Here is a 22,255-nt window from a genome sequence, read left to right as displayed (position 1 = left end):
CCCTGCCTTTTGCTGCTTCAAGCCTTGACGACCTTGTCCGATGAGATGCCGCGCCGGGCATACACATTGCGCGTATCGATGATCAGCGCCGAAGATTGTTCGAGCGCTGCATAATCGACCGGGTCGTGATCGGTCGCGATGACAACCGCATCGAAGCCTGCAATCGCCTCCGGGGTGAGCGCCACGGAGCGGCGGCCCATCAGGTGACCATATTCGCGGGTGCGCGGCACCTCGTCGAGAAAGGGATCGTGGTAGGCCACGTCTGCGCCGCGCTCCAGCAGGATTTCCATCAGCCGCAGCGAGGGGCTTTCGCGAATGTCCGGCACGTTCTTCTTGTAGGCGAGGCCAAGGATCAGCACGCGCGAGCGGCTGAGCGCCTTGCCAAGCTTGCGATCCAGCGCCTCGGCCAGCTTTTCCACCACATGGCGGGGCATTGCCGTATTGATCTCGCCGGCCAGCTCGATGAAGCGGGTCGGCTGTTCGAATTCACGGGATTTCCATGTAAGGTAGAAAGGATCGATCGGAATGCAATGGCCGCCAAGGCCTGGGCCCGGGTAAAACGGCATATAGCCAAAGGGCTTGGTCTTTGCCGCATCGATCACGTCCCAGACGTCGATGCCCATGGCGTCGTAGACAAGCTTCAACTCGTTGACGAGCGCGATATTGACGGCGCGAAAGATGTTTTCGGTAAGCTTCACCGCTTCGGCCGTGCGAAGGCTGGAGACGGGTACGATGGTCTTGACTACGGCCCCATAAAACGCCTTCATCATCGCAAGCGCCTGCTCACCGTCACCGGCCACGACCTTCGGGATGGTGGACGTCTCGAAATCGCGGTTGCCCGGATCCTCGCGCTCGGGCGAATAGCCGAGGAAGAAGTCGACGCCGCAGGAAAGACCGGTCTTTTCCAGGATCGGCTTCATCACCTCGTCGGTCGTGCCGGGATAGGTGGTGGATTCCAGCACGATCAACTGGCCGGGTCTCAGCCGCGCGGCAATGTCGCGGCAGGTATTTTCGACAAACGAGAGGTCCGGATCGCGGTGGCGGGTGAGCGGTGTGGGCACGCAGATGGCAATTACGTCGCATTCGGCGAGACGATCGAAATCGCACGTCGCCGCGAAACGCCCGGCGCCATGTTCTGCGGCAAGCACCGCATCCGGCACGGCATCGATATAGCTCTTATGGGCTTCGATACGGGTGATCTTCTGGGGATCGATGTCGAAGCCGAGCACGGAGAAGCCGGCGCGGGACATGCTCATCGCCAAGGGCAGGCCGACATAGCCGAGCCCGATGACGCCCGCTTTTGCGGTTTTCGCAACGATGGCTGAAAGAAGATCCGGTTTTTGCATTGCTGTGTGATCCACCTGATGCCTCTCCGCTTGGGCGCGACTGTTCGGCTGCTTCAAGTGAGGCGCAACGGCGGACCTGTCAAGGTGAGGGTGCGCGCCGCGTGATCAACACGGCTCGCGCTTTGCGTGATCAGCCGAGGGCGAGGCGCCTGTCGCAACAAAAAATCTTGGACCGGTGCCTTGCAAACGGCGGGTAGCTTGCGCCATCTCGCAGAGATGAAGATTGCCTTTTACGCGCCGCTCAAATCTCCCAACCATCCGGTCCCCTCCGGCGACCGTCTGATGGCGCGGCAAATCCTGAGCGCTCTGACGCTCGCGGGACATGATGTAGAGACGGTGTCGGAGTTCCGGTCCTTTTCCGCAACGCCGGACGTGCCGGATGACCAGAAGATGATCGCTGAGGCGGAGCGCGAGCGGATCGCGTTTGCGTGGCGGTCGAAGAGACCGCCGGATCTCTGGTTCTGTTACCACCCCTATTACAAGGCACCGGATCTTTTGGGCCCAGAGCTCTGCCGGCAATTTTCCCTGCCCTATGTGACCGCCGAATCCTCCTATTCCAGGCGCCGCAATATCGGCGGCTGGGTGCTGTCGCAGGAGGCGGTGCTGTCCGGCATTCGTCAGGCGCGCATCAATATCTGCCTCACACAGCGGGATCATCAGGGCCTTCTGGACGTGGCGCCGGCTGCCCGCTTCGAGCGGCTGTCACCGTTTATCGATCCCGCACCGTTTCTGGCCAAAAAACCCCGGCCGGAGCCTCGCCATCTGATGACGGTTGCGATGATGCGTCCGGGCGACAAGCTGAGCAGCTATACCGCCCTTGCAGGCGCGCTTCATCGACTTTGCGACCTTGACTGGACGCTCACCATCATCGGCGACGGGCCGGCGCGGGCGGAAGTGGAGCAAGCCTTTGGTGCTGTGCTGCCGCCCGGCCGGGTCCGGTTTGTCGGCCAGAAGGAACCGGGCGAGGTGGCCGAATTCCTGTCGCGCGGCTCCATCTATCTCTGGCCGGGCCATGGCGAGGCCTATGGTCTTGCCTATCTCGAGGCGCAGGCCGCAGGGCTTCCGGTCATTGCCGAACACGTCGCGGGCGTGCCGGAAGTGGTGGACAATGGCCGAACCGGCCTGCTGACGCCACCTGGGGATAGAGAGGCTTATGCCGATGCCATCCGTGCCCTGCTGACGGATGAGCCGGAACGCCAGCGACTGGCCACCCATGCCCGTCGCTTCGTGGCGGAGGAGCGGTCCCAGTCTGCGGCATCGCTTCGCCTGCACCAGATCCTTGAAACCAGCATGAAAGAAAGCCCATGACCCGGAACGCTGTGAAGGATCATCTGGACCGGTTGGCAGACTGGGGCAGGACGGTGACGTTCTGGCTGCGCGACGACGATGCGGTGATGCCCACACCGGCCCTTGACCGGCTGCTGGCGCTGACGAGCGTGCATGAGGTGCCGCTGACGCTTGCTGTCATCCCTGAGGAGACCGGGGAGGCGCTTGCTAGGCGACTGGCATCGGTGCCGCTTGCACGTGTTGCCGTGCATGGCTGGTCCCATCGCAGCTATGCGGTGCCGCCCGCCAAAAAGCAGGAGCTTGGCCGTGATCGTCCGCTTGAAAGTGTGACAGACGAGTTGCAGGCAGGATTTGAAAAATTGCGGGAGCTTTACCCGGCGCAGTTTCTGCCCATGCTTGTTCCGCCGTGGAACCGCATTGCGCCGGCCATTGTCGACCGGCTGCCGGCGCTTGGCTTTGCGTCGCTTTCGGTGTTCGGCCGCGAGAAGACGGCGCCGCTTGCCCTTCTCAACACGCATGTGGACATCATGGACTGGCATGGCAGCCATGGCGGAAAGCCGGCCGAGGCCCTGTTTGCCGAGCTGCTGTCTTATCTCGCCGGTGAAGAGCCGATGCGCGCCATCGGCATCCTCACGCACCATCTCGTGCATGATGCGGCGGCCTGGGATTTTCTGGAACAGCTTTTTGCGCTGACGGCCGGCCATCCGGCCTGCCGTTGGCGGCATTCCGCAGAGATCCTCAGCGCCTGACGGTCACCAGGATTTCCAGCCGATCAGCAGGCCGCCATCCTGCGCCAGCGCTTGCCGCCTTGCGTCCTCCACCTCCGAGAAGGGGGCACGACGGGCAAGATTGGCGGCGACGAAACCGGCGTCCGGCACGGAAAATGTCGTTCCGCGAAAGAGAAGCGTCATCACCAGTGGTCCGGTCGACCACCAGGCCGGTCCTTCGGGCAAGAGCTGCGTGACCTCTGGCAGAATGTCGAGGAGACGCTTGAAGACCGGGTGGCCGGCCGGTGTGGCAATGAAGGAATTGGTGAGCAGCAGGCTGCCCATCCCCGTCTCGCGTGGCGTGTCTTCGGCAAGCGCCGATAGCCCCGTCAGCGGCAGGATATCAGCAAAGCTCAGATCGTCGCGGGCCGGATACCAGTCGCAATCCAGATAGATGCCGCCTTCGGCCAGCAGCACGAAATAGCGGGCGATATCGACGGCGCCCGGAAAGTCGCCTTCCGCCATCATGCGCTCAAAGGTCGGATGGCTTTCGACGCCGAGCACCTGAAGATCGCTTTCCCGCCAGAGGCGGTATTCAAGGCCGTTTTTCTCCGCATGGGTGCGCCAGGCCTCGACAGCGGGAGGAAGACCAAGCTTGCCCAGCCAGATCTGGTGCAGCACGCGCGGCACGGGCTCACGGTTGAGAGCGTTCATCCGGCGCCTCTCTTCGCCCTCGAACCGGGTGAGGGGGGAGAGCAGCGCGGGCGGCGGCACCAGCGTATGCTGCAGGCCCAGCCGTTCCACCACTCTGCCTTCTGCCTTGGCAAGCGTCAGCCAGGCGGCGTGCAGTTTTCGCGGATAGCCGAGCACCGTTTTGGAGCCGAGAGCGGGGTCGCTCATCACCGCGTCGTCGCGTGAAAGCGCCTCAAGACGCAGCCGTGCCTCCTCAAGCGCACCGCTCTCGATCAGGGTGCGCACCGCCTTCACGTCCGCGCGCGGGCTCATGGTCATATCGCTCTTGGACATATTCACCTGTTTCATGATCAATCGGAGACCGGCCGGCAACGGTTGGCCTTATACCAAGTGTCGGTGATAGGAACCTATAGGATGGGTCACGACCGGTTTCTGGCTAGGCGCGGTGCGCAGCGCGATGCTGTCGCATCGGGCAAGAACCTCGACAACGCCAGAAAGCTCGATAAGCCTGTCCTATAGGTTCCTATCATCGACACTTGGTATAATTCGGCAGAAACGTTCAAGCCTTTTCCCGATTTATTCGGGAACTGTCATCTTCCCGAAACGGTTTTTGCGGCAGATCCACAGGCCAGACAAGGTTACGATGTTGTCGGTGTTGAACATGGACACAGGCAATATGCTGAGATACGGTTGATGAAAACAACAATGGGAACGCGCCTTTGGCAATTGCGCCACAAGGCTTCCGGGAATCATAGTGCATGACTGACCGTGCAGATCTGCTCCACATCGATGGTCTGTCTGTCTCCTTCCCCATGTGGGGTGGTAGCATCGATGCCGTCAAGACCATCTCCATGCGGATTCGTCCGGGCAAGGTCACCGCACTGGTGGGGGAGTCAGGGTCAGGCAAATCGGTCCTTGGCCGTTCGGTGATGGGCATCGAGGCGGCCACGGCGCGCATTTCGGGCCGTGTGCTGTTTCACGACCCTGATACGGGCGAAACTCATGATCTCCTGTCGCTGCCGCATGACGGGCGCCAGATCCGGGCGATCCGCGGCAATCGCATCGGGATGATCTTCCAGGAGCCGATGACTTCTTTCTCGCCGATGCACACCGTCGGCAACCAGATCGAGGAAGTGCTGCGTGTCCACACCGTCCTGTCGCCATCGGAACGGCTGGAACGCTGTCGTGAAATGCTGGGGCTGGTCGGCTTTGCCGATCCGGCCCGGGCCTTCGAAATGTATCCGTTCGAGCTGTCGGGCGGCATGCGCCAGCGCGCGATGATTGCCATGGCGCTGATCTGCAAGCCGTCGCTCCTGATCGCTGACGAGCCGACGACGGCTCTTGACGTCACCATCCAGGCGCAGATCCTGAAGCTTTTGCGTGATCTGCAGTCGAAGCTCGGCATGGCCATGCTCCTGATCACTCATGATCTCGGGGTGGTCGCCAGCATGGCCGATGAGGTGGTGGTGGTCTATCGCGGCGAGGTGATGGAATCCGGTCCCGTCGAGGCGATCTTCCGCCATGCGCAACATCCCTATACAAAGGGCCTGATGGCGGCCGTGCCTGATTTCGATCTGCCGCGCGACAAGCGGCTAAAGCCGCTGCGCGAGATCAAGGTGCATGCCGAGGGGCTGATCGACAAAAAGGCCCGCGGCACGGCTGCCCTGCCGGACGTGCTGCTCAGCGTGCGCGGCGTGTCGAAATCCTTTTCCTCCAAGCGCGGCGGCGGCTTTGGCATGCGCCCGCCACCGCCCATACTCGCCGTCAACGATGTCTCCTTCGACATTCGCCGCGGCGAGACGCTGGGGCTTGTGGGCGAAAGCGGCTGCGGCAAGACCACGCTGAGCAAGATCCTGATGCGCGGCGTGACGCCGGACGCCGGCCAGATCGTCTTCAGCGGCGAAGGCAAGCCGATCGATGTGCTGAAGGCGCAAGGGGATGAACTCGATATCCTACGCACCCGCATCCAGATGGTGTTCCAGGATCCGGTCTCGTCGCTTTCGCCGCGCATGACGGTGCGCAATATCATCAGCGAGCCCATGGAAATCCACAGGCGCGGCAATGCGCAGGCGCGGCTCGATGCAACGCTTCGCCTTGTGCGCGCCATTGGCCTGCCGGAGAATTCGATCAGCCGTTATCCGCACAGTTTTTCCGGTGGCCAGCGCCAGCGCATCGGCATTGCCCGCGCCTTGGCACTCGGGCCGGATCTGCTGATCTGCGACGAGCCGGTCTCGGCGCTCGACGTGTCGATCCAGGCGCAGATCCTCAACCTGATGAAAGACCTGAAGCGCGACCTTGGCCTCACCTACCTGTTCATCTCGCATAACCTGGCGGTGGTGAACTACATGGCCGACCGGGTGGCCGTCATGTATGCCGGCCGCATCGTGGAAATTGCGCCCTGCGATATCATCATGCGCCAGCCTGTTCATCCCTACACAAAGAAGCTTCTGGCCGCCGTTCCGGTGCCAAACCTCGACCATCCGCTGGATTTCGAGGCCATTGGCCAGCCAAGCGCTGCCGCCCGCAAGCTGTGGGCGCACCAGTTCGTCAGCGAGAACGAGGGCGAAGACCTCATGCATGCGGATCTGGGTGACGGCCATTTCGTGCTGGCCCGCCGGGATGTGGATGCGCGGGAGTTGCGGGCATGATCACACGCAGACAGGCACTGGCGCTTCTGGGCGGCACGCTTCTGCCGCATTCCATGCTCGGCGCAGCGTTCGCCGCCTCCACGCCCGCAGAAGACGCCGCGACCGCAGCACTGCCGCCTCTTGCCGAACGCCTGCCGAAGAACCCCCGCGTGATCACAGTCGCCGGTGAAGGCAAGGCCATCGGCAGGCCGGGCGGCACCTTGCGCATCCTGATCGGCGGTCAGCGCGACATCCGCTACATGCCCATCATCTCCTATGCGCGGCTGATCGGCTATAACGAGACGTTCGCGATGGAGCCGGATCTTCTGGAAAGCTTCCATGTGGAGCGCGAACGCATCTTCACCTTCAAGCTGCGCGAAGGCCACCGCTGGTCGGACGGCAGCCTGTTTACGTCCGAGGATTTTCGCTATGTCTGGGAGGACATGTTCCTTAACAAGGAGCTTTATCGCGGCGGCATTCCGTCCAGCCTGAAGATCAACGGCAAGGCGCCGCGCTTCGAGGTCCTGGATGCGCTGACCGTACGCTACAGCTGGGATGAGCCTAATCCCGATTTCCTCACCGACATCGCCTCGCCGTCGCCGCTGCGCCTGATGATGCCGGCCGCTTATCTGAAGGAATTCCATCCGACCTATCAGACGCCGGAAAAGCTCAAGGGTCACATCGCCAAGAACCGGGTGGAGGACTGGGTGGCCCTGCACCAGAAGCTGTCGCGCACGGTGCGTCCGGAAAATCCGGACCTTCCCTCGCTCGATGCCTGGCGCAATGTCACGCCGCCGCCGGCCGGGCGCTTCGTCTTTGAACGCAATGCCTACTATCACCGCGTGGACGAGCAGGGCCAGCAATTGCCCTATATCGATCGCGTCTTCTTCGACATCAGCTCGCCGGACCTGATCGCCGCCAAGACCGGAACCGGTGAAAGCGACCTGCAGTTCACCAACCTCGATTTCGCCGACTATACCTTCCTCAAGAACGCCGAGCAGCGCTATCCGATCACGGTGGATCTCTGGAAGCGCATCCAGGGGTCGCGCGCCGCGCTGATGCCGAACCTCAATTGCAAGGATCCGGTGTGGAACGCGCTGTTGCGCGACGTTCGGGTGCGCCGGGCGCTGTCGCTTGCCGTCAACCGGCACGAGATCAACATGGCGGTGTTCTTCGGTCTTGCCAAGGAAAGCGCCAATACGATTTTGCCGGAGAGCCCGCTGTTCAAGCCGCAGTATCGCGATGCCTGGGCAAAATACGATCCGGATCAGGCCAATCGCCTGCTGGACGAGGTGGGCCTTACGGGCCGTCGCCACGACGGGCTTCGCCTGCTGCCTGATGGCCGCTATGCCAAGCTGATCGTCGAAACGACCGGCGAGCACAGCGTCGATACGGATATTCTCGAGCTTATCCACGACCATTGGCTGGAGATCGGCATCAAGATCTTCGTGCGCACCTCGCAGCGCGAGCTCTTGCGCCGCCGCGTCAAGGGCGGTGATACGGTGATGACCATTTCCGCCGGCCTCGACAACGGCGTGCCAACCGCCGACATGTCGCCGAAGGATCTGGCGCCGACCAGTGACGACCAGATGCAATGGCCGCTCTGGGGTCTCTTCTCCTATTCGGGCGGCAGCGACGGGCAGGCGCCCGACATGCCGGAAGCAATCCGCCTCAACGAGCTTCTGGACAAATGGCGTCATTCGGAGACCGAAGACGAGCGGGCGGCCGTCTGGCACGAGATGCTGGCGCTCTGCGCCGACCAGGTGTTCACCATCGGGACCGTCAACGCCACGCTGCAGCCGGTGGTGCATTCCACGCGGCTGCGCAATATGCCGCGCGACGGGCTCTACGGCTTCGATCCCATGTCCTATCTCGGCGTCTACAGACCCGACACATTCTGGTACGATCAAGATGCGTGAGATGATCCGCTACATCCTCTGGCGCTTTATGGTGATGATCCCGACGCTGGTGCTGATCTCCATGCTGATCTTCACCATTATCGAGCTGCCGCCGGGCGACTATTTCGAAAGCTATGTCGAGGAGCTGAAGGCGATCGGCGAAAAGGCCGACATGCAGGAAATCGAGGCCCTGCGCGCCCGCTATGGCTTCGATCAGCCGCTGCCGATCCGCTATGTGCACTGGGTGGGCGGCATGCTGACCGGTGATTTCGGCTATTCCTTCGAATACCGCATGCCGGTGACCGACGTGGTGGGCGACCGGCTGTGGTTGACGGTCCTGGTCTCCACCGTCACCATCATCCTCACCTGGCTCTTGGCCTTCCCCATCGGCATCTACTCGGCCACGCATCAATATAGCTGGGGCGATTATGGCCTGACTCTGCTTGGCCTGATCGGTCTTGCGGTGCCCAATTTCGTGCTGGCGCTGGTGTTGATGTATCTTGCCAATATCTGGTTCGGCACATCCATCGGGCACCTGATGGACCAGAAATATCTCTCCGAACCGATGAGCTGGGGCAAGTTCACCTCGATCCTTGAACATATCTGGATCCCGGTCATCATCATCGGCACGGCCGGAACCGCCGGCATGGTGCGCCGCGTGCGCGCAAACCTGCTCGACGAACTGCACAAGCAATATGTCATGACGGCGCGCGCCAAGGGGCTTCACCCCTTCAAGGTGCTGATCAAGTATCCGCTGCGCATGTCGCTCAACTTCTTCATTTCCGACATTGGTTCGGTGCTTCCAGCGGTCATTTCGGGCGCTGAAATCACCGCGGTCGTTCTGTCGCTGGAAACGACCGGGCCCATGCTCATCCGCGCGCTGCAGAGCCAGGACATGTATCTGGCGGGGTCGTTCCTGATGTTCCTCGCCTTCCTCACCGTGATCGGCGTGCTGATCTCCGACATCGCGCTTGCCATTCTCGATCCACGGATCCGCCTGCGCGGAGGAGCCACGAAATGACCTCGCGCACCGATACCCCTTCCGACATCCTGCCGCATTACGTGCGCGATACGCCGTTCGACCCATATGCCGACGATGCCGCAACCGGGACCATGCCCGCCGACCAGGCCTCACAGTTGAAGCTGATGTGGTGGCGCTTTCGTCGCCACCGGCTGGCGCTCGTCTCGGGTATTGCGCTTCTTCTTGCCTATCTGATGATCGTCATCGTGGAGTTCCTGGCGCCCTACAAGGTGCACACCCGCAATGTCGAGTTCATCTATGCGCCGCCGCAATCGGTGCATCTCTTCCACGATGGCAGCTTTGTCGGCCCCTTCGTCTATGGCCAGACCATGCGGCTCGACATGCAGACGCTGCAGCGGGTCTATAAGCCCGACCGGACGGATATCCAGCCGCTGCGCTTCTTCTGCCATGGCGAGCCCTACAAATTCTGGGGTCTGGTGGATGCCGATCTGCATCTCGTCTGCCCGCCGGAAAACAGCCAGTTCTTCTGGCTGGGCACCGACAGGCTCGGTCGCGATATCCTGTCTCGTATCCTCTATGGCGCGCGCATTTCGCTCACCATCGGGCTTCTCGGCGTCATGACCAGTTTCGTTCTCGGCATTGTGATCGGCGGGCTCGCCGGCTACTGGGGCGGCTGGTTCGATCTCGTCGTGCAGCGGGTGATCGAGGTGCTTCAGTCCATCCCGAGCATTCCGCTGTGGCTGGCACTTGCCGCCATCCTGCCGGTCGACTGGAGCCCGCTTCTCGTCTATCTCGGCATCACCTTCATCCTCGGCCTGCTCGACTGGACGGGACTTGCCCGCGCAGTGCGTTCCAAGCTTCTGGCGCTCCGGGAAGAGGATTATGTGCTGGCGGCGCAGATGATGGGGGCGGGGAGCACCCGCATCATCGGGCGTCACCTCATCCCCGGCTTTCTGTCGCATCTGATCGCCAGCGCCACGCTTACCATCCCCAGCATGATCCTTGGGGAAACGACCCTGAGCTTCTTGGGCCTCGGGCTGCGTCCCCCCATTACCAGCTGGGGCGTTCTGCTCACGGAAGCGCGAACGGTGAGTGTTCTGGCACTTTATCCATGGCTGCTTTTCCCGGTTCTTCCGGTCATTTTCGTGATCCTTGCCTTCAATTTCCTGGGCGATGGCCTTAGGGATGCTGCAGACCCATATAAATGAGAACCAAACGGATTGCGCGGGGAGGCGTTGTCCGGCACCTGAACTCGATGGAGTAGACTGAGCATGCCAAGACGCCTTGGGAACGCTCGTATCCTGATGTACAGCCACGATACATTCGGGCTTGGCCATTTGAGACGCTGCCGCACGATTGCCCATTCGCTGGTCGAGGATTACCGCGGCCTCAACGTGCTCATCATCTCCGGCGCCACCATCGCCGGGGCCTTCGACTATCGCGCCCGCGTGGATTTCGTCAAAATCCCCAGCGTCATCAAGCTGCGCAACGGCGAATACACGTCCATGGACCGGCATATCGATTTGCACGAGACCATGAAAATGCGCCAGTCGATCATCCGCCATACGGCAGAGACCTTCGAGCCGGACATCTTCATTATCGACAAGGAGCCGCTTGGCCTGCGCAACGAGGTGGAGGATACGCTTGCCTACCTCAAGACGCGCGGCACGACGCTGGTGCTGGGTCTGCGTGACGTCATGGATGCGCCGCATCTCCTGGAGGCGGAATGGAAGCGCAACGATGTCCTGCGCAAGATCGGCAATCTCTATGACGATGTCTGGGTCTATGGGCCTCCGGATTTCTATGATCCGCTGACCGGCATCGATATTCCGCACTCGGTGCGCTCCAAGATGAATTTCGTCGGCTTCCTGCAGCGCAAGGCTTCGCTGGAGCCCAGTACCTCGCAGGCCGGCCGCGAGGATTACCTGCTGGTGACGACAGGCGGCGGTGGCGATGGCGCCGATCTGGTGCGTGACGTGATTGCCGCCTACGAGGCAGACCCGACGCTGACCCACAAGGCGGTGATCGTGCTCGGTCCCTACATGTCTGGCGAACAGCGCAGCCACTTCAAGGATGCCTGCGAGAACAACCCGCTTCTGGAGATCATCGAGTTCGACAACCGCATGGAAGATCGCATTGCCGGCGCAAAGGCGGTCGTGGCCATGGGCGGCTACAACACCTATTGCGAAATCCTCTCCTTCGATAAACCGGCTCTCATCGTTCCGCGCACGCAGCCGCGCGAGGAGCAGCTGATCCGTGCGACGCGGGCAAGCGAGCTTGGCCTTGTCAGCATGGTATCGGGTGAGGAGTCCGTCGATCCCGTCAGGTTTGCCGCAGCCATCAAGGATGTGTTGCAGCGCGACCCGCCGTCGGTGAGTGCGCCCGGCATGCATATGGAAGGTCTCCCCACCATTTCGCGCATCGTCGCCAACTGGTTCAAGCGCAAGGGCTCCTACCATCTGTCGCTCGCGCAGGGCTGAAGTCGCATGAAGAAGATTCTGGTCCTGCTGAAGGGCTATCCTCGCCTGTCCGAAACCTTCATCGCGCAGGAATTGCTGGGGCTGGAACGGGCAGGTTTCGAGCTCGAACTGGTGGCGATGCGCCGCCCGACCGACAAGAAGCGGCATCCGGTGCATGACGAGATCCGCGCCAAGGTCTGGTATCTGCCGGAATACCTGCACGAGGAACCGCTTCGGGTGCTGAAGGCGCTGGCGGCGGTCGCGCGCCTCTCGGGCTTTTCCACGGCGTTGCGATCCTTCCTCAAGGATCTTCGCCGCGATGTGTCCCGCAACCGCTTTCGCCGTTTCGGTCAGGCCGCCGTGCTGGTGGCGGAATGGCCGGCGGATGCCGGATGGCTGCATGTGCATTTCATCCACACGCCTGCCTCCGTGGCGCGCTATGCCAGCATGATCTCCGGCATTCCCTGGACGGTTTCGGCTCATGCCAAGGATATCTGGACCTCGCCTGACTGGGACCTCGAGGAAAAACTCGCCGATGCCGATTGGGCCGTCACCTGCACCCGCGTCGGCTTTGATCAGCTGACCAGGCTGTCGCGGGGGCGAAACAATGTTCACCTGAGCTATCACGGTCTTGATCTTGACCGCTTTCCGCATTTTGGTGGCGAGCGGCCGGCCCGGAATGGGTCTGATCCGCAAGACCCGGTCCGGCTGCTGAGCGTCGGCCGCGCCGTGCCGAAAAAAGGCTATGACGTGCTGTTGCAGGCGCTCGCAAAATTGCCATCGCATCTTGCCTGGCACCTTACCCATATCGGCGGCGGTGACGAGCTTTCGCGCCTGAAACCGCTTGCCGAGGAGCTTGGCATTGCCGGCCGCATCACCTGGAAGGGCGCGCTCGACCAGCGCGAGGTGCTGCAGCATTACCGCGACAGCGATCTCTTTACGCTCGCCTGCCGGATTACCGCCGATGGTGATCGCGACGGTCTGCCCAATGTGATGGTGGAGGCCGCAAGCCAAGGGTTGGCGGTTGTATCGACGACCGTTTCGGGTATTACCGAACTCTTCGAGGATGCGCAAAACAGCCTGCTGGTTGCACCCGATGCCCCCGACGCGCTTGCTGGAGCGCTTGCGCGGATGATCGGCGATCCGCTGCTGCGCGCGAGCTTGGCGCAAAAGGCCGAGCAGAAGGTGCGCACGCAATTTGACCACCACAACAGCATCCGCGATCTGGAGCGGCTGTTTGCAGCAAGCTGGACAAGGAGTGTGTGACGTGACGGAAACGGATAGCGAGACGGTGAAGGCACCGAAGCGGATTTTCTTCTACGTCCAGCATCTGCTCGGCATTGGCCATCTCGTGCGGGCAAGCCGTATCGCCGCAGCGCTCCATGCCGCCGGCATGGAGGTGACGCTGGTGACCGGCGGCAACCCCATCGAAGGGTTTCCGGGGCCGAACGTACGGCATGTGCAACTGCCGGCCGTGCTCTCCTCCAGCACCGGTTTTTCGGGCCTGATCGACGCCGATGGCCGGCGTGTCGATGAGCGGTTCGAGGCGCGCCGGGCAGCACTCCTCATCGAAGCCTTCCAGGCGGCAGCCCCCGATGCGGTGCTGATCGAGGCCTTTCCCTTCGGCCGCCGCCAGATGCGGTTCGAGCTTCTGCCCCTTCTGGAGGCCATCCGGCAGGCATCCCCGCGCCCGCTTCTCTACAGTTCGGTGCGTGATATCCTGCAGGAAAACCGCAAACCGGGCCGCGACCGGGAAACCGCCGATCTTGTCGTGGATTATTTCGACGGGGTGCTGATCCATGGCGATCCGCAATTCGTGCGGCTGGAAGACACGTTTCCGCTCGCCGGAGACATTGCAGGCAAGGTGCATTACACCGGGCTTGTGGCACCTCAGACGCCGGTGCCGTCACCGGATCGGTTCGACGTCGTCGTGTCTGCAGGCGGTGGAGCTGTGGGAGCCGCCCTTGTCGAGGCAGCGCTCGATGCTCGCGATATCCTCAGCGACGACCGCAGCTGGTGCCTGATTGCCGGGCCCAACATGCCAGCCGAAGCGTTTGACCGCCTCTCGGCGCGGGCGGACAAGCATGTTGCGCTGGTGCGCTTTCGCACCGACTTTCCGAGCCTCCTCATGAATGCCGAACTGTCGATCTCGCAGGCCGGCTACAACACGGTCTGCGATCTTCTGCTGGCCACATGCGGCTGCGTGCTGGTGCCCTTCGCATCGGGCGGCGAGACCGAACAGACGATGCGCGCCGAAAAGCTTGCAAGCCTCGGTTTTGCCGAAGTGGTTGGTGAGCAGCAGCTGAGCGGCGAGACACTGGCTGCAGCCATCGGCAGGGTGCGACAGCGTCCGGCGCGGCCGCAGATTTCGATCCTGATGGACGGGGCAGAGACCACCACTGCCCTGATCGGGCAACAGCTCGACGCGCGCGCCGCTGCGTCCGGATCCTGATCACAGGACATTAGACGCCGGCGCATCCTTGGCCGAAGTCAAGGACCTGCTAAAAAAAGTTCGACAGGTGTCTCATTCTATTCCAGATTTGAATGACCGCGGGGTGGATTCGTTCTATGGACTGGCCGCAAGAGGCTATGCGAGGGCGCATGATGGACAACAATAGCGGTGCCGATGTTTTCGATCTCGCGCCTATTGCCATGTGGATCGAGGATTTCAGCGGCGTTGCCGCTCAATTCGACGTCTGGCGCCGCGAGGGGGTGACCGACATCCGCCGTTTCCTGCGGGCGGATCTGTCGCGGGTGGCGCTCTGCGCCTCCAAGATCCGCGTATTGGAGGTCAATCGGAAGACACTCGAGCTCTTCGAGGCAGAAAGCCAGGCGCATCTGGTTGCTAATATCGACCGCGTCTTCCGGGACGACATGCTGGAAAGCCACATCAACGAGCTTTCCGCTCTGTTCGATGGGCATAAGGAGTTTTTCGGCAGTGCGGTCAATTACACGCTGTCGGGCCGGCGTCTGGATATCCAGCTGCGCGGTGCCGTCTTGCCGGGCCATGAGCAAACGCTCGACCGGCTTCTGCTGACGACGGAAGACGTGACGGAGCGCGAGGATGCCCGCCGCCGCGAACTGTCGAACCGCCAATACGCCGAAGGGATCTTCGAACACTCGCCGGTGTCGCTGTGGGTCGAGGATTTCAGCCGTATCCGCACCATGCTTGAGGATGTGCGCGCGCAGGGCATTGTCGATTTTCGCGTGTTCACCGACGTGCATCCGGAGTTCGTGCGCCAGTGCATGAGCGAGATCCGCGTCATCACGGTCAATCAGTCGACGCTCGATCTGTTCTGCGCGCCCGACCGCCAGACGCTGTTGCAGCGGCTCGGCGATATTTTCCGCGATGAGATGGAAAAGCATTTTCGCGAACAGCTGGTGGAGCTGTGGAACAACAATCTCTTCCACCAGCGCGAGGTGGTCAACTACGCGCTCGACGGGTCCGAGCGCTATGTCCTGATGCAGTTTTCCGTGCTTCCGGGCCACGAAGACGACTGGTCACTGGTGCAGGTGGCGCTCACCGACATCACGGCGCGCAAGAAGGCGGAAGCCTATCTCGAATATCTCGGCAAGCACGACGTGCTGACCAAACTGCATAATCGCGCTTTCTATGTGGATGAAATGAACCGCATGGAGCGCAAGCCGCTGAGGCCGGTCTCGATCCTCGTGATTGACCTCAACGGGTTGAAGGACACCAATGACACGCTGGGCCACGATGCGGGCGATGCCCTGCTGCGACGGATCGGTGAAGTGTTGAACGGTGCCGTCACGCGGCCGAACCACGCCGCCCGCATTGGTGGCGACGAATTTGCCATCCTGATGCCGGGTGCCGACCGGGCCGCAGCGGCGGCCATGGCCGACACGATTCAGGAGCTGTTGAAGATCAACAACCAGTTCTACTCGAACGCACCGCTCAGCATCGCGCTCGGTATCGCCACCAGCGAGCAGGGTGAAAAGATCGAGGCCGTGGTGCGGCGGGCCGATGCGGCGATGTATCAGCAGAAGCGCCAGTTTCACTCTGCCCGGCAACGGCGCCTCGCAGAGGAGATGGGAAGCGACGATCATCATCCCGGCGAGCAGATTGCCGCCCTTCGCCAGCCCGCCGCCGAATAGCCGGCCTCCGACACGGCTTGCGCGAAGGCTTGGCTGTCTGCCGATGACGCTTGACGCCCATCGGAGGCGCGTCTCGTCTTTCTGCTCAACGCGCCGGCCGCCGCCGTTCCATCGCCACAAGCTGCATTCCTGTCGATCGAAATTGCCTGCGGATGATGCAGCCAAGGGCGTTCAGCGGGGAGGGGTCGAGGGCGCCTTGCATTCGCTGCATAGGTGGCGTGACGCATTGCGACTGTTCGCGGGCCGCCCCCGAGCCTATATTAGCGACATCAAACGACGCCGGAGCCAAGCACGGTTGCTGACGTCAAACGGACCTCAGGAAAGGGGATCATCATGAACGTAGCACGCTCTCTCAACAATTGGCGCAAGTATCGTCAGACGGTCACGGAACTTGGCCGCATGTCCAACCGCGAACTGAACGACCTGGGCATTGCCCGCGGTGAAATCCGCGATGTGGCGCGCGCCTCTGTCGGCTTCTAAGCCTTTCGCGCCAGTTCTTGCTTGCAGACGCCCGCTCTCGACGCGGGCGTTTTTGCGTTTGGGGCCCAAGTTCACGATGCTGGATATGGGTTCTGGAGCATCCCGGTTTTTGCATAGCTGCACTGCAACATAATGCCTATCAAATCCGCCGATCTGGCGTATGATCATCCTCATCGAAGCAATGCTCCTCCTCCCGCAGAGCTTCGTGTGTCAGACGGCCCACTCCTCCTCCCAAGGGGCGTCTGCAGAGCGGCGGCACTCCTCCTCCCAGTCGCCGTTCAGTTCTTTTCGAAAAGCCTGCCGCACCTCCTCCCGCGGCAGGCTTTTTGTTTTTGGACCTGGCTTTTGATATGTGTGCCCGGTTACATCCGCATGATCCCTCAGCCCTTCATGCCTGAAAAGCATCCGCAGTCGAGGCAGTTGAGCGGCTCGATGCTGTGCGCGATTGCGGCGATCGCGCAATAGGCGGATGCAACGGCGCCTTCCTGCCATCCCGGCCAATAGCTCCAGGTGTCGCCGGCGCAGAAGAAGCGGCCCGACGGGTCGAACGTCGTGATCTCCCGATAGACGTTCGGCGACGTGCTTGCCGTATCGGACGCCCAGCCGCCGACCTGGTTCGGCATATACTGCCAGGCGATCGACAGGCCCCGGTAAACCTCCTCCTTTGCCTCCGGATGGAGAAGCCCGAGGCCGTGCCGCGCCGTGGCGATACGCTCCACATTGCCCTGGCGCGCATAGGTGACGGCCGGCGTACCGCGATTGTAGGCGCCGGTCAGGATGCCGGTATGGGCGGTGAAATCCTCCGACGGGTACCAGATCTGGCCGATGATGTCGGTGGTCCACGAAATGCCGCCATAGATCTCGTCTTCGGTTTCCCAGAAGCGGCTCTTGCCCTGCCATCCAACCTTGATCGCCGGCGTCCACAGATTGGGCGTCGGGTCGTCGTCGCCCCATTCCCCCTGGACGGAGAATGCGTCCAGCCCGTTGATGAAGGCCCGCGGCAGGCCTTCCTTCACCAGGATGCGGTTGAGAAGGGAGGGGGCGGCCGTGGAGATGCAGAAGTCGAATTCGTGTTGCTGGACGCCCGTCTCTCCCGTGGCATTGGAAGGGTTGACGCGCAGGCTGACGCCGCTGCTGCTGGGCGCAATGCCGGTGACGGCCGTATTCAGGAGAACGAGATTGCCAACCTTGGGGCCGGCGCCGGCGACTGGCTGCAGGTTTTCGTTCCAGATCGCCGTTTTCGGCACATCCTGCAGCAGCAATTGCTGCCAGATTCGGTCCATGCCCCCGATCGGCTGCATCAGCGACGGCTGCCAGTCGATGTTGAAGCCGTTGAACAGAAACGATCCCGGCGACAGTTCCGGATTGGCGTCGGCATCGCCGATGAAGCCGGAGGATAGGATCTTGTCGAGGGGGACGCTGTCACGCAGCGTGCCGCTATCGCGCCAACCGCCTGGCAGATGCGTGTATCCGAGCCGCGAATTCGGCTGGATGTCGCCGCTGCTGCTAAGGTTGCCGAACAACTGGTAGAGGTTCTCCAGCGCCTTCGTTTCTTCGGCGCCTGGGTTGCCCTTCAGTTTGATCCCCTCGCGGGCCACCTGGTACATCATCTGCGCCATTTCGGCATAGAGACTGTAGGTCACCTGGGCAAAGCTGATGGGCTTGCCGTTGTCAAAAGTCTGGCTTTGAATGAGGTTGGACATGGACTGGAAGAAATAGGGCTCGAGCGCCACGCCGATCTCCTGGCAGAGCGCGATGAGATTGACGTGGTTGGACGGGATGCGCCCCGGCCCGGCATTCAGAAACAGTTCCACCGGATCGCGCCCTGACTCGGGCTTCCAGTCATCATCCATGAATTCGCAGATCTGAAGATCTGGGGCAGGGCTTGTCGCCACCTCCTGGTAACGATCCGCATACATGGCCGGAAACTGTTCGGTTCCGGGATATTTCTTGAACCACCATTTGCGGTAGGCTTCGTTGGACGGACGGGCGGTCAGGCTGCGCCCGCCATAGCGGCTGTCTGCCTCAAACACCACGACCTTGAAGCCGGCATTGGCCAGCCTGAAGGCCGATGTGAGCCCGGCTACCCCAGCGCCGACAATGGCGACGCTCCTTCCGCGACCGAAGTCTGCGGGAAGATCCGGACGGGTTGTCCTGTAGGCGGCCTGCGCCTGGCCAAGGCCGGAGAGAAGCGGCGGCGCAAACAGACTGCCCGCAAGGGCCGTCATGCTGCGCAAAAGTGTACGGCGTGTCCATGAAGATCTCATCCCAGTTTTCCTCCGAGGCATGGTGAAAAATCGTAAAGCGGAACAAGGTGTTTTGCGTTTCGCGCGCAAAAAAGCGCTGGAAACGCAGTCTGCTGGCTATTGGTAAAAGCGAACGCCAGGCCGCATCGAGTTGTCTGCTCGAATGGCGTTGGCGATAGACACAGGCTCCCAATGCCGCTGGCGGATAAGGCCGGCAGAGGGGGCAAGGCATGACATGATTGACGGCCCGTTCTATGCGGGCCGTGGATGATTACCGGTGCATTTCGTCTTTAGGGAGAAGTCGCTACCGATGCAATTACTTAAAGTTGATTTATGTTAGTTGTCAACCGGAGGATGTAATTCTTGTTCTCATCGGTCCTGATCATGCGTCGGCATCGAATCCACGTGTCCTGCGCGGCATGACTAGCGATGCCTTGTCGACGGGCGGGCGGCCGATGCACTGGTATCCGCGCCGCCGGCGGCTATAGGCGAAATGGGTCCTGCCGGCGGCATGGGTTGTGGCAAGCACCCGGTAGCCGTTGATGAATTCGTCCGTCACCTCCAGGTTTTCACCCCAGAGCCAGCCCCCATAGGCGGTGCCCTTGTCCGACCGCAGCACCAGTTCGAAGAAATAACCACCGCCGGTTTGGCTCATGCGGAAGACGAGATCGACATTGTCCTGGTCCGTCTCCTCGAATGCCCCTTGCGCAAGTCTCGCATAAGCAACCTTTGCTTCAGTCAGCGCACCGATTGCGTAGAATGGATAGCCTTTGAACCACATGAACTCGGTAATGGCAAAGCCGACATCATCGGCGCGCTGGTAGGGTTCAGTGTAAGAAGAAAATTGTACATAAGAAGAATTGAATGTCATGCGGTGCATCGTTTCTATTTGACCGGAAGAATGATGTCCGGGCGGGCTCCCCTGCTATTTAACTTCGGGAGAATCATGCGACAAACGGCGTCACACCGGCGTCAAATACGGGGCATTATCTCGTTCGATGTCGCGGGAGTGGCAAAATGTCGGCAACCACGAGGGGTGGGTTCTTGAACGGCGACCAAGGCAAACCATTCATCCGGCTGTTCGGGACGCCGCGCTGCGAGACTGAGGGGCAGGCGTTTTTTCCCGCAAAGGGGTTTGTCCTGGTTGCAGCGCTTCTGCTTTCTCCCGGCTTCTTTCTGACCCGGCAGGCGGCGGCGGCCCTCTTGTGGGAAGAGGCCGACCAGAAGCGGGCGCTTGGAAATCTGCGGCAACTGCTGTCACGGCTGCAGCCGCTGGCAACGGCGGACGGGGCGTTCGTCACCGGCACGCCGACGGGGCTCAGCGCCGGCGTGCTGGCGCAGAAATCCGATCTGGCCTTTTTTCTCTCGGCGCTGAGATCGGAGGATGTCGGCTTGCGCCTGCAGGCGCTCTGCAGCGTGGATGGCGAACTGCTGGCCGGGCTTGAGGAGAACCAGGAGCAATTTTACCTCTGGCTGGTCTCGGAGCGACAGCGGCTGAAGGACCTGTTCTTTTCCGCCCTGGGCCCGACGCTCGAAGATCTCACCCGCTTCGGGGGGGCGAAGACCACCGATATTGCGGCCCTTGCCGATGTCGCGCTGAGACTGGAGCCGGAGCGGGAGGAGACGTTTCGCGCCCTGATGGCAGCCTATGCGCGCGCCGGCGACATTGCCGCGAGCGACCGGATCTTTCAGATGCTCACCCGGCAATTGCAGCTGGAAGGGCGAAACCCGGAACCGGCAACGCTTGCGCTGCAGCGGCGAAACCGAAGCTATGCCGCACCGGCCGCCGAGGAAAAACCGGCGGCCGCGCCGGAAAAGGCGGTGCGCAAGCCCCGCGTGGCTTTCCTGCCGCCGGTCACACTGCAGGCCGGCACCGCGTCCTTTCCCATCGCCCATGCCTTTGTCGAGGATGTCGCAAACAGTCTGGTGCGCTATCGTACATTTACCGTGCTTGCGCCGCACAGCAGCTTTGCTTCTGCCGAGGATGCCTCGGGTAGGCTCTACCAATCCCTGCGCGCCGATTACCGCGTCCGTTCCACTCTTATCGAGCCGACGCGCCTGTCGATATCGCTGATCGAGGAGGAGACGGCGGAGGTGGTCTGGGCACTGGAAGTGGCGCTGGATGCCGAGCAGGTGCATGCCGCCTTTCGCCTTCTGTCGAAACAGATTGCCGCAGCGCTTGCCGAACAGATCGAGCGTTTGCAGGTGGATCCGTTTCGCCCCCATGATGCCAATGCCTATCAGCGGCTGCTGGCCGGCCAGCATCTGTTGCGCGGCAAGTGCGACCTGCCGTCGCTGCGGCGCGCCCGGGCGGAATTTCGCAGGGCCGTGGAGCTCGATGGACGCATGGCAACGGCGCGCGCCCGCATTGCCCAGACATTGCAACTGGAATGGCTGATGCTGGGCGGCGGCGATCCGCATCTTCTCCACCGCGCAAAGGCCGAGGCGGAAGCCTCGCTCGACATCGATCCGGCTTCCGGCATGGGCCACTGGATGTGCGCCGTCGTTGCCCTTTACCGGCGCGATTTCGACACATCCGCCCAGCGTTTTTTCGAGGCCGAAGCGCTTGCCCCCAACTCCGCCGACCTGCTCCTGCAGCACGCCGATGCGCTCGCGCATTTCGGCCAGCCGGACGCCGCCTGGCCCCGCTTCCAGCAGGCCATCGACCTCAACCCGATCGCCCCCGACATCTATTGGTGGGCGGGCGCCAGCATTGCGTTCAAGCGGGAAGCCTATGGCGAGGCGGTTCAGCTGTGTCGGCGCATGGAAAATGACGAGCCAGCCCTGCGCGTGCTGACGGCAAGCTTGGCTCTCAATGGAGATCTTGAGGCGGCACGCCAGTGCGGCTTGCGGCTTCAGGACATGTACCCGGGCATGAGTGCAAGGGACATCAGCGGGTTATCGCCGAACCGCGATCCCGCAATCAATGAACGATTTTATCACGCCTTCCGAACGGCAGGCCTTCCTTAAGGAGAACACATGACCAGCTCCAAACTCTATATCATCGGTAAAAAGGGCGACGGCGTCATCTTCCTGCGCACCGAGCCGCTGCGCGTGGCGCAGGTTTCGCATCAGACCATCGTGGATTATGAAACAAGCCATCCGGGCGTCGATGGCTATGCCCGCATTGCCGCTGCCGCCAAAGGCATGCTGGCAAGCCAGGATGGCCAGGCCGAAACATCGCTGGATCAAGTGCAGATCCAGGGTGTTGAAGCCTTGATTGCAGGCGGCGCCGTCATCTCCGAAGCTGATTTTGCTTTGGTCGGCACTGTCGTCGATACCGGCTGGGACACCAACCGCGACATTCGCCTGCCGATCGAAAACCCGCTGATGGCCGTTGGCCCGAGCGGTGCGACCACGGGCGACCTCTTCGACGCCATCCTGTCCGACACGCCAAACACCACGCCGTGATCC

17 protein-coding genes are annotated in these 22,255 nt (G+C 61.8%); 13 read left to right on the top strand and 4 right to left on the bottom strand.

What is annotated here, in order from left to right; translation table 11 throughout:
* Positions 1-17: 17 nt before the first annotated feature.
* Positions 18-1,346 carry a nucleotide sugar dehydrogenase gene (locus tag ACEXP3_RS09475; RefSeq protein WP_377297200.1) on the bottom strand — a complete coding sequence of 443 codons (1,329 nt, stop codon included), beginning with the start codon at positions 1,344-1,346 and terminating at the stop codon, positions 18-20.
* 216 nt (positions 1,347-1,562) lie between these two features.
* Between ACEXP3_RS09475 and ACEXP3_RS09470 the strand changes: the two genes are divergently transcribed.
* Together ACEXP3_RS09470 and ACEXP3_RS09465 are read left to right on the top strand one after the other, a co-directional pair.
* Complete coding sequence (locus tag ACEXP3_RS09470; protein ID WP_377297199.1) at positions 1,563-2,654, top strand: glycosyltransferase family 4 protein; 1,092 nt, start codon at positions 1,563-1,565, stop codon at positions 2,652-2,654.
* Positions 2,651-3,382 (top strand): polysaccharide deacetylase family protein, encoded by a 732-nt coding sequence (locus ACEXP3_RS09465; RefSeq protein ID WP_377297030.1) that lies wholly within the window; start codon positions 2,651-2,653, stop codon positions 3,380-3,382. The genes ACEXP3_RS09470 and ACEXP3_RS09465 overlap by 4 nt, the downstream gene beginning before the upstream one ends.
* 3 nt (positions 3,383-3,385) lie before the next feature.
* Here the strand turns inward: ACEXP3_RS09465 and ACEXP3_RS09460 are convergent, their stop codons facing one another.
* Positions 3,386-4,366, bottom strand: coding sequence for a glycosyltransferase family 32 protein (locus ACEXP3_RS09460; protein WP_377297029.1), 981 nt, complete (start codon positions 4,364-4,366; stop codon positions 3,386-3,388).
* Between the two features lie 425 nt (positions 4,367-4,791).
* On the opposite strand from ACEXP3_RS09460, the gene ACEXP3_RS09455 reads away from it, so the two are divergent.
* The 9 genes from ACEXP3_RS09455 to ACEXP3_RS09415 all read left to right on the top strand — a co-directional run bounded on the left by ACEXP3_RS09455 (position 4,792) and on the right by ACEXP3_RS09415 (position 16,595).
* Entirely contained in the window at positions 4,792-6,681 is a 1,890-nt protein-coding gene (locus ACEXP3_RS09455; RefSeq protein WP_377297028.1) for an ABC transporter ATP-binding protein, read from the top strand.
* The gene (locus ACEXP3_RS09450; protein ID WP_377297027.1) at positions 6,678-8,579 is read left to right on the top strand and encodes an ABC transporter substrate-binding protein; all 1,902 of its coding nucleotides are present in this window, start codon (positions 6,678-6,680) and stop codon (positions 8,577-8,579) included. Before ACEXP3_RS09455 ends, ACEXP3_RS09450 begins: the two co-directional genes overlap by 4 nt.
* Position 8,580: 1 nt before the next feature.
* Complete coding sequence (locus tag ACEXP3_RS09445; RefSeq protein WP_377297026.1) at positions 8,581-9,579, top strand: ABC transporter permease; 999 nt, start codon at positions 8,581-8,583, stop codon at positions 9,577-9,579.
* A complete protein-coding gene (locus tag ACEXP3_RS09440) occupies positions 9,576-10,748 on the top strand; it encodes an ABC transporter permease (RefSeq protein ID WP_377297025.1) in 1,173 nt (390 codons plus the stop codon). Before ACEXP3_RS09445 ends, ACEXP3_RS09440 begins: the two co-directional genes overlap by 4 nt.
* Positions 10,749-10,811: 63 nt before the next feature.
* Complete coding sequence (locus ACEXP3_RS09435; RefSeq protein ID WP_210107037.1) at positions 10,812-12,020, top strand: glycosyltransferase family protein; 1,209 nt, start codon at positions 10,812-10,814, stop codon at positions 12,018-12,020.
* A gap of 6 nt (positions 12,021-12,026) precedes the next feature.
* A complete protein-coding gene (locus tag ACEXP3_RS09430) occupies positions 12,027-13,265 on the top strand; it encodes a glycosyltransferase family 4 protein (protein WP_377297024.1) in 1,239 nt (412 codons plus the stop codon).
* Position 13,266: 1 nt separating this feature from the next.
* On the top strand, positions 13,267-14,451 hold the full coding sequence (locus ACEXP3_RS09425; RefSeq protein WP_377297023.1) for a glycosyltransferase family protein: 1,185 nt from the start codon (positions 13,267-13,269) through the stop codon (positions 14,449-14,451).
* Positions 14,452-14,603: 152 nt separating this feature from the next.
* Complete coding sequence (locus ACEXP3_RS09420) at positions 14,604-16,115, top strand: sensor domain-containing diguanylate cyclase (RefSeq protein ID WP_377297198.1); 1,512 nt, start codon at positions 14,604-14,606, stop codon at positions 16,113-16,115.
* A 333-nt stretch (positions 16,116-16,448) separates the two neighbouring features.
* Complete coding sequence (locus ACEXP3_RS09415) at positions 16,449-16,595, top strand: DUF1127 domain-containing protein (RefSeq protein WP_210107035.1); 147 nt, start codon at positions 16,449-16,451, stop codon at positions 16,593-16,595.
* Positions 16,596-16,975: 380 nt separating this feature from the next.
* Here ACEXP3_RS09415 and ACEXP3_RS09410 read toward each other — a convergent pair whose 3' ends face one another.
* On the bottom strand, positions 16,976-18,862 hold the full coding sequence (locus ACEXP3_RS09410) for a flavin monoamine oxidase family protein (protein ID WP_377297021.1): 1,887 nt from the start codon (positions 18,860-18,862) through the stop codon (positions 16,976-16,978).
* Between the two features lie 361 nt (positions 18,863-19,223).
* Positions 19,224-19,712 (bottom strand): hypothetical protein, encoded by a 489-nt coding sequence (locus ACEXP3_RS09405; protein ID WP_210107033.1) that lies wholly within the window; start codon positions 19,710-19,712, stop codon positions 19,224-19,226.
* 173 nt (positions 19,713-19,885) lie between these two features.
* Here ACEXP3_RS09405 and ACEXP3_RS09400 point away from each other — a divergent pair, with 173 nt between their 5' ends.
* Both ACEXP3_RS09400 and ACEXP3_RS09395 read left to right on the top strand, forming a co-directional pair.
* Entirely contained in the window at positions 19,886-21,811 is a 1,926-nt protein-coding gene (locus ACEXP3_RS09400) for an AfsR/SARP family transcriptional regulator (protein WP_377297020.1), read from the top strand.
* A 9-nt stretch (positions 21,812-21,820) separates the two neighbouring features.
* A complete protein-coding gene (locus tag ACEXP3_RS09395) occupies positions 21,821-22,252 on the top strand; it encodes a hypothetical protein (protein ID WP_210107031.1) in 432 nt (143 codons plus the stop codon).
* The last annotated feature ends 3 nt before the right edge of the window (positions 22,253-22,255 follow it).

It is taken from the genome of Neorhizobium fuzhouense, from assembly GCF_042611105.1.
GTDB classification, from domain to species: domain Bacteria; phylum Pseudomonadota; class Alphaproteobacteria; order Rhizobiales; family Rhizobiaceae; genus Neorhizobium; species Neorhizobium galegae_A.
The sequence above is the reverse complement of the archived record's forward strand: the minus strand, read 5'-3'. Positions and strand labels throughout refer to the sequence as shown.

Bases quoted from the DNA above. Each gene is read 5' to 3' on its own strand.
- ACEXP3_RS09475 (WP_377297200.1), bottom strand. From the start codon at position 1,346: ATGCAAAAACCGGATCTTCTTTCAGCCATCGTTGCGAAAACCGCAAAA.
- ACEXP3_RS09470 (WP_377297199.1), top strand. From the start codon at position 1,563: ATGAAGATTGCCTTTTACGCGCCGCTCAAATCTCCCAACCATCCGGTC.
- ACEXP3_RS09465 (WP_377297030.1), top strand. From the start codon at position 2,651: ATGACCCGGAACGCTGTGAAGGATCATCTGGACCGGTTGGCAGACTGG.
- ACEXP3_RS09460 (WP_377297029.1), bottom strand. From the start codon at position 4,366: ATGTCCAAGAGCGATATGACCATGAGCCCGCGCGCGGACGTGAAGGCG.
- ACEXP3_RS09455 (WP_377297028.1), top strand. From the start codon at position 4,792: ATGACTGACCGTGCAGATCTGCTCCACATCGATGGTCTGTCTGTCTCC.
- ACEXP3_RS09450 (WP_377297027.1), top strand. From the start codon at position 6,678: ATGATCACACGCAGACAGGCACTGGCGCTTCTGGGCGGCACGCTTCTG.
- ACEXP3_RS09445 (WP_377297026.1), top strand. From the start codon at position 8,581: ATGATCCGCTACATCCTCTGGCGCTTTATGGTGATGATCCCGACGCTG.
- ACEXP3_RS09440 (WP_377297025.1), top strand. From the start codon at position 9,576: ATGACCTCGCGCACCGATACCCCTTCCGACATCCTGCCGCATTACGTG.
- ACEXP3_RS09435 (WP_210107037.1), top strand. From the start codon at position 10,812: ATGCCAAGACGCCTTGGGAACGCTCGTATCCTGATGTACAGCCACGAT.
- ACEXP3_RS09430 (WP_377297024.1), top strand. From the start codon at position 12,027: ATGAAGAAGATTCTGGTCCTGCTGAAGGGCTATCCTCGCCTGTCCGAA.
- ACEXP3_RS09420 (WP_377297198.1), top strand. From the start codon at position 14,604: ATGGACAACAATAGCGGTGCCGATGTTTTCGATCTCGCGCCTATTGCC.
- ACEXP3_RS09415 (WP_210107035.1), top strand. From the start codon at position 16,449: ATGAACGTAGCACGCTCTCTCAACAATTGGCGCAAGTATCGTCAGACG.
- ACEXP3_RS09410 (WP_377297021.1), bottom strand. From the start codon at position 18,862: ATGAGATCTTCATGGACACGCCGTACACTTTTGCGCAGCATGACGGCC.
- ACEXP3_RS09405 (WP_210107033.1), bottom strand. From the start codon at position 19,712: ATGACATTCAATTCTTCTTATGTACAATTTTCTTCTTACACTGAACCC.
- ACEXP3_RS09395 (WP_210107031.1), top strand. From the start codon at position 21,821: ATGACCAGCTCCAAACTCTATATCATCGGTAAAAAGGGCGACGGCGTC.